Annotated in this window: 14 protein-coding genes; 7 read left to right on the top strand and 7 right to left on the bottom strand. The window is 61.8% G+C overall.

All coding sequences use genetic code 11. The annotated features are described in order from the left end of the window. Positions 1-69 precede the first annotated feature (69 nt). From AACX78_RS03450 to AACX78_RS03440, 3 genes are all read right to left on the bottom strand, one after another. Positions 70-768, bottom strand: a complete 699-nt coding sequence (locus tag AACX78_RS03450; protein ID WP_159165390.1) for an aspartate/glutamate racemase family protein — start codon at positions 766-768, stop codon at positions 70-72. A gap of 153 nt (positions 769-921) precedes the next feature. Continuing rightward, complete coding sequence (locus AACX78_RS03445; protein ID WP_021139498.1) at positions 922-1,512, bottom strand: LysE family translocator; 591 nt, start codon at positions 1,510-1,512, stop codon at positions 922-924. 115 nt (positions 1,513-1,627) lie between these two features. Beyond that, positions 1,628-2,224, bottom strand: a complete 597-nt coding sequence (locus AACX78_RS03440) for a LysE family translocator (RefSeq protein ID WP_159165389.1) — start codon at positions 2,222-2,224, stop codon at positions 1,628-1,630. Between the two features lie 116 nt (positions 2,225-2,340). Between AACX78_RS03440 and AACX78_RS03435 the strand changes: the two genes are divergently transcribed. From AACX78_RS03435 to AACX78_RS03415, 5 genes are all read left to right on the top strand, one after another. Next, positions 2,341-3,717, top strand: coding sequence for an aminotransferase-like domain-containing protein (locus AACX78_RS03435; RefSeq protein WP_159165388.1), 1,377 nt, complete (start codon positions 2,341-2,343; stop codon positions 3,715-3,717). A 67-nt stretch (positions 3,718-3,784) separates the two neighbouring features. After that, positions 3,785-4,249 (top strand): hypothetical protein, encoded by a 465-nt coding sequence (locus AACX78_RS03430; RefSeq protein WP_159165387.1) that lies wholly within the window; start codon positions 3,785-3,787, stop codon positions 4,247-4,249. 111 nt (positions 4,250-4,360) lie between these two features. Continuing rightward, entirely contained in the window at positions 4,361-6,421 is a 2,061-nt protein-coding gene (locus AACX78_RS03425; RefSeq protein ID WP_159165386.1) for a hypothetical protein, read from the top strand. Further along, on the top strand, positions 6,391-7,116 hold the full coding sequence (locus AACX78_RS03420) for a DUF3142 domain-containing protein (protein WP_159165385.1): 726 nt from the start codon (positions 6,391-6,393) through the stop codon (positions 7,114-7,116). Before AACX78_RS03425 ends, AACX78_RS03420 begins: the two co-directional genes overlap by 31 nt. A 112-nt stretch (positions 7,117-7,228) precedes the next feature. After that, positions 7,229-8,854 (top strand): hypothetical protein, encoded by a 1,626-nt coding sequence (locus AACX78_RS03415; RefSeq protein WP_159165384.1) that lies wholly within the window; start codon positions 7,229-7,231, stop codon positions 8,852-8,854. A 42-nt stretch (positions 8,855-8,896) separates the two neighbouring features. On the opposite strand, the gene AACX78_RS03410 is transcribed toward AACX78_RS03415, so the two are convergent. Further along, positions 8,897-10,210, bottom strand: coding sequence for a sodium-dependent transporter (locus tag AACX78_RS03410; protein ID WP_111589744.1), 1,314 nt, complete (start codon positions 10,208-10,210; stop codon positions 8,897-8,899). Between the two features lie 367 nt (positions 10,211-10,577). On the opposite strand from AACX78_RS03410, the gene AACX78_RS03405 reads away from it, so the two are divergent. After that, positions 10,578-11,345, top strand: a complete 768-nt coding sequence (locus tag AACX78_RS03405; protein ID WP_159167439.1) for a substrate-binding periplasmic protein — start codon at positions 10,578-10,580, stop codon at positions 11,343-11,345. Here AACX78_RS03405 and AACX78_RS03400 read toward each other — a convergent pair. Continuing rightward, positions 11,307-12,620 (bottom strand): sodium-dependent transporter, encoded by a 1,314-nt coding sequence (locus AACX78_RS03400; protein ID WP_159165383.1) that lies wholly within the window; start codon positions 12,618-12,620, stop codon positions 11,307-11,309. The two genes, AACX78_RS03405 and AACX78_RS03400, sit on opposite strands and share 39 nt — an antisense overlap. A 213-nt stretch (positions 12,621-12,833) precedes the next feature. Then, entirely contained in the window at positions 12,834-13,673 is an 840-nt protein-coding gene (locus tag AACX78_RS03395) for an isopenicillin N synthase family dioxygenase (RefSeq protein WP_159165382.1), read from the bottom strand. Positions 13,674-13,878: 205 nt separating this feature from the next. Here AACX78_RS03395 and AACX78_RS03390 point away from each other — a divergent pair, with 205 nt between their 5' ends. Then, positions 13,879-14,442 carry a DUF2799 domain-containing protein gene (locus AACX78_RS03390; protein WP_159165381.1) on the top strand — a complete coding sequence of 188 codons (564 nt, stop codon included), beginning with the start codon at positions 13,879-13,881 and terminating at the stop codon, positions 14,440-14,442. A 140-nt stretch (positions 14,443-14,582) separates the two neighbouring features. On the opposite strand, the gene AACX78_RS03385 is transcribed toward AACX78_RS03390, so the two are convergent. Beyond that, the gene (locus AACX78_RS03385) at positions 14,583-15,404 is read right to left on the bottom strand and encodes a Cof-type HAD-IIB family hydrolase (RefSeq protein WP_159165380.1); all 822 of its coding nucleotides are present in this window, start codon (positions 15,402-15,404) and stop codon (positions 14,583-14,585) included. Positions 15,405-15,476 lie beyond the last annotated feature (72 nt).

The following is a 15,476-nucleotide window of genomic DNA, read 5'->3' as shown; positions in this document are numbered from 1 at the left end:
CAGGGCGCAATTTTACACGCTTTTATGGCAAGGGGTATGGAGCGAGTACGAATAGTGAGATCTGACCAGTTAATCAGGCTGCAATGCCAGTGTCACCGCCGCTTCGGCATGAATCGCAGTGGTGTCATAGAGCGGAACGCCTGCTTTTGAGTCACCCACCAGCAAGGCAATCTCGGTACATCCCAGGATCACGGCCTGGGCACCCGCCTCGGCCAGCCCGGCGATGATGGCGAGATACTCGGCGCGCGATGACGCACGGATCTCGCCAAGACAGAGCTCGTCATAAATGATGCTGTGTATCCGCTGCCGCTGCGCCGCTGGCGGCACCAGCACCTCAAGCCCGAACAGGGTTTGCAGGCGGCCCTTGTAGAAATCCTGCTCCATGGTGAAACGGGTACCAAGCAGCCCGACTCTTTGCACCCCGTCCGCCAGCAACTGGCGGGCGGTGGCATCGGCGATATGAAGCAAAGGGATCTCGATGGCAGCCTCAATCTCGGGCGCCACCTTGTGCATTGTGTTGGTGCCGATCAGCAGAAAATCGGCGCCGCCAGCCTGCAGCTTGCGCGCCTCGGCAGCCAGCAGGCGCGCGGTCGCGGGCCAGTCACCGACATGCTGCAACCGCTCTATCTCGGCAAAGTCGACGCTGCTCAGCAGCACCCGCGCCGAGTGCAGGCCGCCGAGCCGTGCCCGCACATCCCGGTTGAACGCCTGATAGTAACTGACGGTGGATTCCCAGCTCATGCCACCCAGCAGACCGATACATTTCATGGGGACTCCTTTAATACAGTGCCAGTGCAGTACGGCGCTGCCAGCGAGATAAAAAAGGCCCCGAAGGGCCAACAAGACAGAAGGTAAGGCCAAAGGTCCAGGGTCTGTTGACGTCTGTCGCGCCGGACCGACACGTCAAGGGATCCTGGACGCCTAAATCCAGATCATCAGCACGCAGGCTGCCGTGGCGAGCCCCATGCCAAGGTTAAAACGACGCCAACCTGTGGCGGTGCGGATGAGGCGGCGCACCTGGGCACCGAACAGCACCCAAAAGGCACCGGTATACAGGCCAGTCACAAAAAAGATGCCGAGCACCCAGCTGGCCGAGGGCCAGTAAGCCTCCCCCGCCAGGGTAAAGCCACTGATGGCGGAGAGCGCCATCATCCAGGCCTTGGGGTTGAGCAGTTGCAGCATGGCTCCCTGATGGGCCGGAATGAGCGGTCGGTTGCCCTCGGCCGGGCCACTGGCGGTCGCCACCTTCCAGGCCAGCCAGAGCAGATAGGCCGAGCCAATCAGCTTGAGGCCATCGTGCAGCAGCGGCACCTTTTCAAACATCACCCCAAGCCCCAGCGCCGTGGCCAGGATCATCAGGTTGATCCCCCCCACCACCCCCACCAGCAGGGGAAGAGTGCGGCGAAATCCCTGGGCGGCACCGGCACTGGTGAGCAACATGTTATTGGGGCCCGGCGTGCCACAGGTAATGAGGGCAAAGCCCGCCAGGGGAAGCAACCAGTTCAGATCCATCTCAACCTCTTGGTGATACAAAGCGTCCGATATACGGCAAGCCTTCTAATATGCAGAGCCAGCCCAGTGGCGACAAGTCAGAAATGGCTCTTTCTTGCCTGCCAGCGGCGCGCGCTCAATACCAGAGCATCACCACGCAAAGCGCCGTCAGCACACCAAGGGAGCCGTTGAGGCGCCGCCAGCCCCGATCCGTGCTGATCCAGTTGCTCAGCTGGTGACCGAACAATACCCAGATAAAACAGACCGGGAAGCCCACCAGCGGAAACACCAGCATGATCCCCCACAGGCTAGGCCAGTAACTGGCACCTGGCAGACTGAACAGACTGATGGCGGAGATGGCCATCATCCAGGCCTTGGGATTGAGAAACTGAAAGCCCAGCCCTTCCAGCAGGGTCAACGGACGGGCCCGCCGGGCCGGATCACCGGGGGCACCGGCCACGGCGATACGCCATGCCAGCCACAGCAGATAGAGGCTGCCGAAGATCTGCAGCCCCAACCGCAGCAGAGGCCAGCTCTCGAACAGGGGATAGAGCCCCAATGCCATTACCAGTTGCAACACGGGCTGACCCACAGCCACGCCGGTCAGGTGTGGCAGGGTACGGCGCACCCCGAAGTTTGCGCCAGATGCCGTCAGCATCAGATTGTTGGGGCCCGGCGTACCGCAGGTGAGCACGGCAAAGCCGAACAGGGTGACATACCATTCCATCGTCATCTTGTGACTCCTTTATTGCTACATTGTATCGATACAATGTGCTGTATTTGATTGTGAACAGGTTGGATTTCACGCTATATTGAGGACAATTTTGGATCAATGGATTTATTGTCACCATGACAATCTGGACCCCGAACCTTGCCCCCTTCGATGGCCCCCTCTATCTCAAGCTGGTGAAAGCCATAGAACAGGCCATTCTCAGTGGCGACCTGCCACCCCTGACCCGCTTGCCGACCCACAGGGCGCTGGCGGATCAGCTGGGAGTGACCGTCGGCACCATCACCCGTGCCTATGGCGAGGCGGAACGGCGCGGCCTGCTGGCTGCCAAAGTGGGACACGGCACCTGGGTCAAAGGGACAGGCACGGATCCGGCCAATGAGTGGGTGATCCGTAAGGAAGAGGGACATCGCATCGAGCTGTGGCAAAACCTGCCGGTACAACTGGACAGGGCCGCCATCATTCGCCCCATGCTGGGGGAAGTGGCCGACGGGGATCTCAATGCCCTGCTCGGCTATGACAAGGAGGCGGGTCAGCCCGGCCAGCGTCAGCTGTTCATCGACTGGCTGGCCGAGCAGGGGGTGCACGGCAGCGAGGATCGCCTGCTGTTCAGCCACGGCGCCCAGCACGGCATCATGCTCTCTCTGCTGGCCACCGGCTGCGTGGGGGAGACCATTTTATGTGAAGGCCTCAGCTACCCCGGCATGCTGGGCAATGCCCGCCAGCTGAAGAACCAGGTGGTGGGGCTGGCGATGGACGAGGAGGGGTTGATCCCCGCCGCGCTGGAGGCCGCCTGCCGCACGCGGCGGGCCAAGCTGCTCTACCTCACCCCTACTCTGCAAAACCCCACCACCGCCATCATGAGCCAGGCACGGCGCGAGGCCGTCGTCGCCATCGCACGCCACCATGACCTGCTGATCATCGAAGATGACGTCAACGGCCTGCTGCCCAGTATCCCGGTAGCCCCCCTGGTCAATCTGGCGCCGGAGCGGGTCATCTATCTGGGCAGCCTGGCCAAGATCGCCTGTGGCGGGCTCAGGGTCGGCTTCGTGCTGGCGCCGCCCGCCCTGCGCAACGCCTTCGCCCAGGCGATGCGGTTGTCGAGCTGGATGGTGAGCCCGCTCTTGATCGAGCTGGCCTGCAAGCTGGTCAGCCAGCGCCAGATAATGCCATTGGTCGAGCAGCAGCGGCAGATCCTGGCACGTCGCGGCGAGCTGTTGCGCCACCTGTTGCCGGGGGCTCACTGGCAGGCTGGCTCAATGCACGCCTGGCTGCCATTGCCGGAACCGTGGCGCAGTCAGGAATTCGCCGAGGCTGCCAACGCCCTTGACGTCGGGGTGGCGAGCGGAGAACACTTCGCCGCCGGCCAGTTCGCCGCGCCGCAAGGGGTACGGTTGAGCCTGAGCCAACCGGCCACAGATGCCCGTGTCGCCGAGGGACTGGAGCGACTGGCACAGCTGCTGCGCGCCGCGCCGCCCACCAATCCCCTGCTATAGTCAGCCACCATCAGTCAGCCACTATCCGGCCCGGCACGCCCAGATCCGGGCGCCCAAAGGAGAGCCCATGCACCCGACCCGCGTCTCGCTTCTGCTTGTCACCCTGCTGCTGGGGGGCTGCGCTGCACCTGGTCATCAACAGCTGGGCACGGCACTGAGCGGGCTGGAGGGGGAGCTGCAACGGCTGGAAGAGGAGCTGGCCGCCATGAACGGCCTCCATTACCAGAAGGCGATCGATGCCCCCTTGAGCCTGCGCCGCCATCTGGTTGCCGCCTCCCCTCAGGTAGCAGGAGTAAGGCTCGAACGTCGCCAGTTGCAGGATGGGCCACGGCTCAATTATCACTACCGGCTGCCGGATGGCATGACGGCCCTGCCCCTCGACAATCCCTGCCTGCGTTATGAGTTCGAGTTGCGCCATCTGGGTCGTCTGGGCCAGCTTGCGCTCAGCTGGCAGGGACGCAACGCTCAGGGCTCCCGCCTGATCCACCAGCGCGATTGCCCCTTCTCGGCCAGTGGGCCCGGCCTGCAATAAGCCGCCTTTGCTCAATCCGAGCGCCCCCTATGGTCAGTTGAAAGGCGCCCCTACATCTTGTAGCTTGCCTCCATCCCCTTCTCTTGACTCCCTTGGCCGGAAACCGCCCTCATGAAACTGACTCCCCTGTGGCTGGCGCTGTGCAGCCTGCCTGTGCTGGCCTGTGGCCCGGATGGCTGCGAAACACCGCTCACCCTGCAACTGACCGCAGCCCAGTGCCATCTGAACGGACTGCCATTTCTCTCCCCCGATAACGACACCCGTACCAATCTGGCCTTGCTGCTGGCCGATGAGCAGGCTTTCTCCCTGCCCGGTGGGGCGCTGCCTCTGCCATTTCGGGTCGATGAGCTGATAAGCCCGGCCGCTGGCGATACCGCACCTGCCGGACCGGATCCGCTGCTGGCGCTGGCCGCGTCGCTGGGCATAGAGGCCGCCACCACTGAAGCGGCCATCACCCGGGCCGGCAGCTGGAGCGAGGGGCGCTGCATCAGCAACAATCCAGTCTCTGCCGAGGCCTTCTTGCAGGCACTGGTGCAAACGCCCGACCTTACCGCCAGTGATCGCAGCCAGCTGGCAAGCCAGCGGCTCGCCATGCTGGGTCAGTGCGGCCAGGCGCTGGACGCGGCAGAAAGCATGCCCCAGGGCGAAAGCAAGACGGCGCCGCTGTCCGCCGCCGCCAAGGGGTTTGCCGACTACCTGACCGCCAGCCAGCACTTCTATCAGGGGGAGTTTGCGCAAGCCGACGCCCTGTTTGCCACCCTCGCCGAACAGGACCAGCCCTGGCTCAAGGAGACGGCCGACTACATGAAGATCCGGGTCGCCCTCAACCAGTCCCAGCAAAGCGCCTTCGACGATTGGGGCAGCCTGGACCGCAGCCGGATCGATCAGGCTCAGCTGCAGCGCTGCGAGCAGCTCATCACCGACTACCGTACCCGCTACCCACAGGGGCGCTATCTGGATTCCGCCACCGGCTTGTTGCGTCGGCTGGCCTGGTTCAAGGGAGACAACGAGCTGCTGGCCAGTCACTATCTGCAGGCGAGCCAACAGCAGAGCGAGCCGGATCTGGTCAACGAGATCGATCTCAAACTGCTGATGCAACCCGGCTTCACCGGCTCGGCAACCATGCCCATGCTGACCCTGGTGCAGGATCTGCGCCGGCTGCGGATCCATGACAGCTGGGATGAGTGGCAGCCGCTGCTCGCCGCCGAGATCGGCCAGCAGGCCCCCCAGTTTGCCCGGCACGCCCCCTGGCTGGCCTATCTGGAGCAGTCCAGCCGCTACTATCTCGCCAAGGATTATGCCGCCGTGGTCGCTGCCGCCCCTGCGCTGGCCAACGGCCCCCTGAATAATCTGGCCTTCAGCCAGCAGGTATTGAAAGGGATGGCACTGGCTGCCCAGCAGCAGTGGGCCAACGCCGAACAGCAGTGGCGCGCCCTGCTCGCCAACCAGCCAACCCCCTTGCAGGATCAGCTGTTGCAGCTTGCCCTGGCCATGACCCTGGAACGGGCAGGCCAGCTGGAGCAGGTGTTTGCCAAGGAAAGCCCCATCAAGAGCGATCACTACCGCATCCCGCTGCTGGAGTATGTGGCACCGGCGCCCCTGCTGCGCCGCATGGCCCGGGATGAAACCGCCTCCGAGCCCCTGCGTCAGCGTGCCAGTTACACCCTGAGTTACAAGCAGCTGACCCATGGCGACTACCAGGGCTTCCTGCAAGATGTGGCGGGCGCTCCCCCTGCGGCACCGTTCAACTGGCAAGGCAGCCAGGGTTATCAGTGCCCGGCCCTGACCGAGGTGGTCGCCACCCTCGCCAAGGCGCCTGGTACGCCCAGAGCCCTCAACTGCCTGGGCGAGTTTTTCCTGGCACAAGGGCTGGATTGGGATCCCCTGCTCCATCGACCGGGAGCCGATACCCTGGCGGGGAGCCAGGACCTGTTTGCCGGCAAGCAGCGCAGCCGCCTCGACTGGTATCAGCAGGTCATCGCCAATCCCAAAGCAGCCAAGGACGACAAGGCCTACGCCCTCTATCGCGCCATCAACTGCTACGCCCCGAGCGGCAGCAACGGTTGCGGCAGTCGGGATCTGCCCGTCAGCCAGCGCAAGGCCTGGTTCAACACCCTCAAGCAGCAACACGGGGCAAGCCAGTGGGCAAAACAGCTCAAATATTACTGGTGATGCTGACCCTGCTCGGCACCGAGGCCAGGGCAAGCGTCGAGGCAAGCCAGTACCGCCAGTTCTGGTTGTGGGCCGGGGTCAGACCCCAACCCGTGTTGCAGCAGGTAGATCGCCTCTATCTGCATCAAGGGGAGATAGGCCCCCTGAACCCGGCCCTGCCCCTGCGCTTTCAGGGGCAGGGCATAGCGCCGAGCAAGCTGCCGGTGGGCGAACTCTGGCTCGCCTATCGGGTGGAACGGCTCGACTGGGATGACACCCTGTTGCAGAACTTGCAAAACCAGCTGGCGGCCTGGCAGCGAAAGGGCAATGAAGTGCGCGGCGTCCAGATAGATTTCGATGCCCGCACCCACCAGCTGGCCGACTATGGGCACTTCCTGCGTCAGCTGCGACAACAGTTGCCCGCTCGCTACGCCATCAGCATCACAGGCTTGCTGGACTGGACCCGCACCGGTGACATCAGGGAGCTGAATGCCCTGACAGCTGTGGTCGACGAGCTGGTGGTGCAGACCTATCGGGGCCGTCATACCGAACCGGGCTATGCCCGCTATCTGCAGACGCTGCACCGGCTGACACTGCCATTCAAGCTGGGGCTGGCGCAGGGGGGAGAGTGGGATCCCGCCTGGGAAGCGAGATTGGCACAGATCCCCGCCTACGGGGGAGCTGTGGTGTTTCTGATCAATCCGCCCCCTCCTTGACCCCGGCGGGGTATTGACCCGAGTACAATTTACAGACAATAGTGGAAGCTCTTTTTGACTCCATCCCATGCCATACTTTTTCATATCGTGAACCAGCAAGGGAGCGCCAAGGATGCAGATCCTTTTGATCGCAGACGATGCCATGCTCAGCTCGGCCCTCTCCCAAGGACTGAGTGATCATGGCGTCACGCCATCCCAACTGACCTATTGCAAAGAGCTCACCACACTGCCCGCCCTGCTGCGTCAGCAGCCGTTCGACGCCATCATTTGCCGCCAATCTCGTCATCAGGCCCATGAGGGGATCCGCCTGCTGCAGGAGGCCCACTATCTGGGGCTGCTCGAACCTGGCTGCGTACTCTTGTTGCTGGATGGGGACGATGAATTGCTTCAGTACCCCCCTTCCGATCTCTATTTTCCACTGCGTCTATCCATGCCCTTCAACACGGATCAGCTGACGCGCTGTTTGCACGAACTGGTGTTGCTGACCGGGCTGACCCGCCACTTGGCCGCACCGATGAAACTCAGGGAGTGGCGCCTCGCCTGCTCCCTGTGCGAAGACCTGCTCTATCAGCACCAGAAGAACAAGGCGCTGGGCCCGCTGCTGGACAGGGTCAAGGGTTACATGTTGTTGCAGGAGCAGGATCACTTCCATGCTACCCAGCACTATGCCATGTGTACCACTGAGCACGACGCCTGGTGGCCACGCAAGGGGCTGATCCACTCTCTGCTAGGGCTGAACAAGCTGGACAGCGCCCGCAAGGACCTGACCCGCAATCAGGAACGGCTGCCGCCGACAATCCAGCTGGAGCTGATGCTGGCCTGCCTGCTGCACGAAGCGCAGTGGGAATCGGCCTGGGAAGTACTCGGCAAGCTGCTGCAAAAACAGCCCTGGTCACCCGAGTGGTGCCAGGCGGCCATCTTGCTGGCTCTGCTGCTGAAAGATGAAGGGAAGGCGCTCGAACAGGCCAACGCGCTCAGCCTGCGTTTTTTCAGCGAGCACAGGTTCCGCCTGTCTATCGAGAATTTCGTCCTGAATGCCAGTCTGGCCGTGCTCTGGCACTACCCCACGGCAGCCAGGATCAGTGCCCTGCAACAGGAGTTTGACTATCTCAGCAAGGCCACCACACTGCGGGCCCACGAGGCTGCCTTGTTGCAGGCCCTTATGCTGGGTCTGGATTATCGCTTCGATGACGCCATAGTGCTGCTGGCCAAACACCCGCCTGAGGCGGCGCGGGACAATCATCTCAACCAGTTGCTCGGCTTTGCCGTCAGCCAGTTTTGCGGCCTGCCCCACCACGCCCAACGCTATCTGGCAAAGCTCGGCCAGTACCAGGCCAAAGTGGCGCCATCACCGCTGCTCCAGCGACTGTTCACGCAGGTGGTCATCGACCTGAAAGTGCAACTGGACCGGCGTGAACAGCGCCTGACCTATCTGCGTCAGGAGCGGCAACGGGCCAGCGTATCGGGTCAGCATCAGCTGGCTGTGCAATACGCCCTGACGTTGCAGGAAGAGTTCCCGGCACTGCCGGGGGATGCCTGGCAACTGCTGGAGTTGCTGCAGCTGTGCTGGCCTGCCGGCATGCCGGCACCCAAGGTGGCACTGCTGGTTGATCGGCTGGAGCGGCGCCTGACCCACAGCGCCACCTTCATGGAGCACCATGCCGATGCATACCAGAAGACCTTGCTGCAGATCCGATCACACCTGCACCCCAAGTCATCCTCTTCCCCGCCCAACTGAGCCCGGTGATGGCCGGGCTGGCGGACCTCGCAAGAAGCCCTCTTAAAACAGACCCCGCACCAGAATACCGGCGATCAGCAGCGGTGCGACCAGTCGCCAGCACCAGAGCAGGCCGAATCGCAGCACGGGTGACAGACCGGCGGGCAGTATGGTGTCACCCAGTCGCCAGCCCAGCAGCAGAGTCAGCACCAGGCCAAACAGCGGCATCATCAGGTTGGAGGTGAGGTAGTCGAGCAGATCGAAAATCGTCTTGCCAAACAGGGTCAGCTCGCTCCAGAGGCCGAATGAGAGGCTGACCGGAATACCTGACACCATGATGAGCAGGGTCAGCACCCGACAGGCACCGCGCCGTGACCAACCCCACTCCTCCGTGGTGAAACGCACCAGATGCTCCAGCATGGAGATGGAAGAGGAGAGTGCCGCCACCAGCAGCAGCAGGAAGAAGACCACTCCCAGCCCCTGACCGAACGGCAGATGACTGAACACGGCGGGCATTGTCATGAAGGTGAGGCCGGGACCGGCAGTGGGATCGATACCAGTCGAGGCCAGCGCCGGGAAGATCATCAGACCCGCCAGCACGGAGATAAGACTCGCCAGCGTCACCACCCAGACCCCGGAGCGCAGCACACCATCGCTGCTCGGCAGGTAGGCACCATAGGTGGTATGCACCCCGAGGCCAATGGAGAGGGAGAAGAAAGCCAGCCCCAGCGCATCCAGCACGCTCTGGCCGGTCAGCATGGAGAAGTCCGGCACCAGCAACTGACGCACCCCGGCCATGGAACCCGGCATGGAGAGACCCACCCCCACCAGCAGCAACATCATGATGAACAGCGCCGGCATCATCCAGCGCAGTGCCCGCTCCACCCCTTTCTGAATGCCACCCTGCACGAACCACCAGGTCAGTCCGGCGAACACCAGATGGGTCAGCACGGGCCACCAGGGGTCACTGACATAACCGTTGAACAGGGCGGTGAGGGCGCTGCCCTCGCTCAGGTTGAGCTTGCCCGCCACCGCCAGCGCCGCATACCCCACGGTCCAGCCGCCCACCACGCTGTAGAAGCTGTAGATGAAGAAGCCGCACAGTATCCCCATGTAGCCCATCCAGCGCCAGTTCGGGCCGACCAGCTTGTGGAAGGCACCGAGCACACCACGTTGACTGCGGCTGCCGAGCAATGTCTCCCCCACCAGTACGGCTACCCCCAGGGTGAAGCTGAACAGCAGGAACACCAGCAGGAAGGCACCGCCACCATTGGTGGCCGTCACATAGGGAAACTTCCAGATGGCGCCAAGGCCGATCGCCGTACCGGCCGCCGCCAGCACATGACCGAGACGGGAAGACCACTGAACCTGGCTCATACAACCTCCGGGGAACACAACATCGAATCGATACTCCATGGGTAAACATCAAACGGGTAACCACAAAAAAGGCCGCCTGGCGGCGACCTTTGCAATGAACATTCTGACAAACTGCGCGTGCAAGGTCACCTCTCCTGAGAGCTGCAAAATCGGCCTGACAGCGCGAAAACGGGTGACATGAATAGGATGACCTGAACGCCAAAAAGGAGCCACAGCCTAAACCATGGCAAGAAAAATTGACATAATGAGAAATAAAATTTTTCAACTCCCATTGAAAACCCTATATTTATCAATCAGGGACGCCCTGTTGACCATGATAATGTCACCCCTGCGGCCACTTGATTCAGCATATGCAACAGGACAGCGCATGAAACGAACTCTGCTCATCGGAGCACTCTTCAGCCTCAGCCTGACACTGTCGGCACAACCCTCGCTGACCCTGCTCAGCCATGAACTCGTCCCTTTCACTCACCACCATGATGACAAGCTCGACGGGCTCGCCGTTCGCCTGATCCAGCAAATTCAAGATGAACTGGGAGAAACGTATCCCATCCGGATTTACCCCTTCAAACGGGCCCTGGCACTGACCAGACTGGAGCCGGGATATGCGCTGTTTGTTACCCAGTGGGCACCCGAGAGAGAACCCTTCTTTAAATGGGTAGGACCACTGTTTCGGAACAAAGTGATCATCTATCAGCCCCCGTCACCCAGACACAAACTGAAGAGCCTCGACGACTTGCGTCATTTGCCAAGGGTCGGGGTTGTGCTCGGTAATGCCGATGACGAACGGCTCACCCGCGAGGGATATACCAATCTGGTGCGCTACCAATCGGTTGAGGAAGCCTTGCAACGCTTGGTACTGGGCAAAATTGATGCATTTCCGGTAGGCGAAATGGTGCTGGATGCCACCTTGGCACAGCGAGGGTTATCACATAGCAGCGTGACAAACTCGGGGGTAGTCCTTCATGAGTCATGGCTCTACCTCGCCTTTTCCAGGGATCAGGATGATGCCGTCATAGCCCGTTGGCAGTCCGCGCTCGACAAGGTCAGGTTGAAAAGTGGGAGGGGCATGCTGCCCCCCCATCAAGATCGAACCTCACATCAAGCCGCGCAACAGGATCCCGCCGATCAATAAGGGTGCCAGCCAGCGCCAGCAGCCCATTACCAGGGTCCGCCAGTGCTGCGCCAATCCCTGGGGCAAGGCTCGCTGACCCAGCTTCCACCCCAGCAACAGGGTGAGCGCCAGCCCGAACATGGGCATCATCAGGTTGGAGGTGACAAAATCCAGCAGCTCGAAGATGTTCTTGCCAAACAGGGTCACATCCGCCCAGGGGCCGAACGACAGGCTGACGGGAATGCCGTTCACCATCACCAGCAGAGTAATGAGGCTGCAGGCCGCGCGGCGTGACCAGCTCAGACTCTCGCAGATGAAGCACTGCAGATGCTCCAGCAGCGAGATGGCCGAAGAGAGCGCCGCCACCACCAGCAGGGAGAAGAAGATCACCGCCAGTCCCTGACCAAACGGCAACTGCTGGAACACCGCCGGCATCGTCATGAAGGTGAGGCCAGGGCCGGAGGCGGGATCTATGCCGGTCGCCGCCAGCACAGGGAAAATCATCAAGCCCGCCAGCACGGCGATCAGGCTCGCCAGCAGCACCACCCAGAGGCTGGAACGACCTACCCCTTCGCTGGAAGGCAAGTAGGCACCATAAGTGGTGTGAATGCCGAGCCCGATGGAGAGGGAGAAGAAGGCCAGCCCCATGGCATCGAGCACGCCGGACATGCCGAGCTTGCTGAAGTCCGGCATCAGGAAGTGGCGTACCCCGGCCATGGCATTGGGCAGGGTAAGACCGAAGGCCACCAGCAGCAGTATCATGATGAACAGGGCCGGCATCATCCAGCGCAAGGTACGTTCCACCCCCTGCTGCACGCCCCCCTGCACGAACCACCAGGTGAGGGCGGCAAACAGCAGGTGGGTCAACACGGGCCAGAGCGGATCGCCGACATAGTCGTTGAAGCGGGCGGTCAGGGCGGCACCATCCCCATGCTGCAGGCTACCGGCCAGCGCCATGCCGGTGTAGCCCAGGGTCCAGCCGCCCACCACGCTGTAGAAGCTGAAGATAAGCAGGCTGCAGAGCAGGCCCATGGCCCCGACCCAGCGCCAGCGCTTGCCCATCAGGGCGCTAAACGCCCCCACCACACCACGGCGGCTCATGCTGCCGAGCAGTGTCTCTCCCATCAGCACCGCCACCCCCAGGGTGAAACTGAACAGCAAAAAGACCAGCAGGAAGGCACCGCCACCATTGGCGGCGGTCACGTAGGGAAACTTCCAGATAGCGCCGAGACCGACGGCGGAGCCTGCGGCGGCCAGAATATAACCAAGCCGGGATGACCATTGGGACTGCTTCATAAGAACTCCAATACAGGTGCCCACGAGCTGGGCCCAAAACGGCGCTCAGAGTACGGTCAAGGCCACGCAATCACAACGCCGCTTATCGGGCTAAAAAACGATTTATTGGCATCATTACCTAATAATATTCAGTTTTACGCGTTATCGTGCCGAAAAATAAAAACCGGAGCATTTTTGCTCCGGTTTTGACTGTCATGGACTCGCATTGAGCGCCTAGATAACCCCCAGTTCCCGCAGTCGCTCCATCAGGTAGCTGTGGGCGGTATGACGCTCGGAGAGCACCACATCCGGCCGCGGGTGAAGGAACAGCGGCAGGGAGATGCGGGACTTAGCGGCGCTGCCGCCGGTCGGATTGATGACGCGGTGGGTGGTGGAGGGGTAGTAGCCACGGGAGGCCTCCTGCAGCATGTCACCGATGTTGATGATGAGGGTGCCAAAATCGCAGGGCACATCCATCCACTCCCCATCGGCTCCCTTCACCTGCAGGCCCGGCTCGTTGGCCGCAGGCAGAATGGTCAGCAGGTTGATGTCCTCGTGGGCGGCGGCGCGGATGGCACCCGGCGCTTCGGTGCCGTCGAACGGCGGATAGTGCAGCACCCGCAGCAGTGTCTTCTGGCTCTCTTCAATCATGGAAGAGAGCGGGCAGCTGTAGTGAGTGGCGATGTCGCTCGGGGTGTATTGCTCCACCCAGCCCAGCAGCTCGGCGGCCAGGTCATTGGCGAGGCGATAGTACTCCATCGCCTGCTCCCTGAGCGCTTCCGGCATCTGGCCCCAGGGATAGAGGTGGAAGTACTCCTTGATGTCCTTCTGGCTGTGACCCTTGGCCACCTCGGACACAGACGGCGGGAAGTAGCCATCCTGGGTCTCGCGGTTGAACAGGAAATCCTGCTTCTGTTCGCTCATGAAGAAGCGATACCAATTGTCATAGATGGACTGCACCAGCTCTTTCGGGATGGGGTGGTGGGTCAATACCCCGAAGCCCGTAGTACGCAGGGATTCGGTGAAGCGCTGCGCCGCATCGGGCGAGCGGTAATCGACGGTCAGGACTTTCATTGTTTTTGTTACGCGCCAGTTAAAAGTTGGCGCAGTTTACCTCGCCTATGACCACAAGGAAAGTGAGCCGCCCCTCCCACCCCGGCCTGTCGCAAATAGTGACAAAAACGTCAAAAAACGGCGCCAGCCAAGACCCGAGATCCTCCCTTGTCCTGACCCGGCATCCTCACTAGAATGCCCCCATCATCCACGCTGGAGCCCGTTTATGTCCCCCAAGATCCTGTTGCTGACCCTGCCTTTTCTGCTCGCCGGTTGCAGCTCGCTGTCGGAAGAGGAGTGCCGTGCCATGAGCTGGTACAACCTGGGCTATCAGGATGGGGAGCAGGGCAAGACCCGTCAGGCAACCCGTGACTATGTCTCGACCTGTGGCGAGTACGGCCTCAAGGTGGATGAAGCCGAGTGGAAACGGGGCTATGCCAAGGGGCTGGAGCTCTACTGCATTCCTGAACTGGCCTACAGCAAGGCCAAGTCAGGTCATGAGTATCTGGGGGTTTGTCCCAACGATGCCAGCTTCCTCACCCAGTACGATCGTGGTCGCAAGGAGTACCTGCTGGAGAAGCAGCTCAACGAGATCAAGAGCGACTTGCAGCAGACAGAACGGGATATCGAACAGCTGGAGCGCCAGATCCGCAACGAAAACGACAGCAAGCAGCGCGACTACTACCGCGCCAAACGAGAGCGGGCCATCCGTCATTACGAGGGACTGCGCCGAGACTACAACCGGATCCGCTTCCCTGATCGGGTGATCCAGTTCTCTTTCGGCAATTAAGACTCGGGCTGCACCGAGTACAGCCGGCACCTCCTCCCGGCCCGGATGATCCCCTTATCTTTCGGGCATGAATGCGAAAAGAAAAGGCCATCCGGGCTATTTCCCAGCCTGGATGGCCCCTTTCCTCTGGCCGCGGATCCTTACGAGGGCAACACCCAGCGCTGCAGCGCCAGCGCGATCCCGTCTTCGTTATGATCGGCGGTCACAAGGTCGGCATGGGCCTGCACATGGGCGGCGGCATTGCCCATGGCAACCGCCAGCCCCACCTGCTCGAACATGCTGATGTCGTTGTTGTTGTCACCAAACGCCACCACGTTTTCCATCGCTATCCCCTCGCTCTCGGCCCACAGGGCCAGCCGGTTGCCCTTGCTGCACCCCGGTTGCACCAGCTCCACCACATAAGGCGCCGCCCAGTCACGGGTAAAGGGCATGGCCTCGACCACCTCCCCCATGAACTGATGCAGCAGGGCAGGATCTTGGTTGAACAGCTCCAGCTTCCAGATCGGATTTTTCAGCCAGCTCACCAGATCGTCCGCAGGCAGCAGGGATATCTTGAGATGATCCGGCTGGTTGGCCGACCAGTGGCGCATCCGGGTGATGTGATCCTCGCAGCCGATATAGCCGATCCCTTCGCTAAGGTGGAACAGGGCCCCCATCTGCTGCGCCTCGACCTGAGCCAACAGCTCGGTGAGCGGGGCCACCGCCAGCGGATCCCCCGCCAGGATCCTCTCCTGTGCCGGATCATAGAGGTAGGCACCGTTGCTGCAGATGATGGGGGTATCGAGGGCCAGCTCGTGATGGAAGGGGCGCGCCGTCATGAAGTGGCGGCCCGTTACCAGCAACACCTTGATGCCGTGGGCCCGTGCCTGGGCCAGCGCCGCTCGGGTCGCGGACGAGATCTTGTGATCCCGGGTCAGCAGGGTACCATCCATATCCAGCGCGATGGCCTTGTACTCACTCATAGCTCCTCCAGCCTCAAACAAATCAGCAAAGAGCCTTACCGTCCCAGAGCCGGCGCCCCGATGCAAGCCCTG

The organism is Aeromonas sp. 9A, assembly GCF_963900955.1.
Taxonomy (GTDB): Bacteria; Pseudomonadota; Gammaproteobacteria; order Enterobacterales; family Aeromonadaceae; genus Aeromonas; species Aeromonas salmonicida.
The sequence above is the reverse complement of the archived record's forward strand: the minus strand, read 5'-3'. Positions and strand labels throughout refer to the sequence as shown.

Excerpts from the sequence above, each read along its gene's own strand:
- AACX78_RS03400 (WP_159165383.1), bottom strand. The coding sequence starts at position 12,620 with ATGAAGCAGTCCCAATGGTCATCCCGGCTTGGTTATATTCTGGCCGCC.
- AACX78_RS03445 (WP_021139498.1), bottom strand. The coding sequence starts at position 1,512 with ATGGATCTGAACTGGTTGCTTCCCCTGGCGGGCTTTGCCCTCATTACC.
- AACX78_RS03425 (WP_159165386.1), top strand. The coding sequence starts at position 4,361 with ATGAAACTGACTCCCCTGTGGCTGGCGCTGTGCAGCCTGCCTGTGCTG.
- AACX78_RS03390 (WP_159165381.1), top strand. The coding sequence starts at position 13,879 with ATGTCCCCCAAGATCCTGTTGCTGACCCTGCCTTTTCTGCTCGCCGGT.
- AACX78_RS03450 (WP_159165390.1), bottom strand. The coding sequence starts at position 768 with ATGAAATGTATCGGTCTGCTGGGTGGCATGAGCTGGGAATCCACCGTC.
- AACX78_RS03405 (WP_159167439.1), top strand. The coding sequence starts at position 10,578 with ATGAAACGAACTCTGCTCATCGGAGCACTCTTCAGCCTCAGCCTGACA.
- AACX78_RS03385 (WP_159165380.1), bottom strand. The coding sequence starts at position 15,404 with ATGAGTGAGTACAAGGCCATCGCGCTGGATATGGATGGTACCCTGCTG.
- AACX78_RS03410 (WP_111589744.1), bottom strand. The coding sequence starts at position 10,210 with ATGAGCCAGGTTCAGTGGTCTTCCCGTCTCGGTCATGTGCTGGCGGCG.
- AACX78_RS03415 (WP_159165384.1), top strand. The coding sequence starts at position 7,229 with ATGCAGATCCTTTTGATCGCAGACGATGCCATGCTCAGCTCGGCCCTC.
- AACX78_RS03435 (WP_159165388.1), top strand. The coding sequence starts at position 2,341 with ATGACAATCTGGACCCCGAACCTTGCCCCCTTCGATGGCCCCCTCTAT.
- AACX78_RS03395 (WP_159165382.1), bottom strand. The coding sequence starts at position 13,673 with ATGAAAGTCCTGACCGTCGATTACCGCTCGCCCGATGCGGCGCAGCGC.
- AACX78_RS03440 (WP_159165389.1), bottom strand. The coding sequence starts at position 2,224 with ATGACGATGGAATGGTATGTCACCCTGTTCGGCTTTGCCGTGCTCACC.
- AACX78_RS03430 (WP_159165387.1), top strand. The coding sequence starts at position 3,785 with ATGCACCCGACCCGCGTCTCGCTTCTGCTTGTCACCCTGCTGCTGGGG.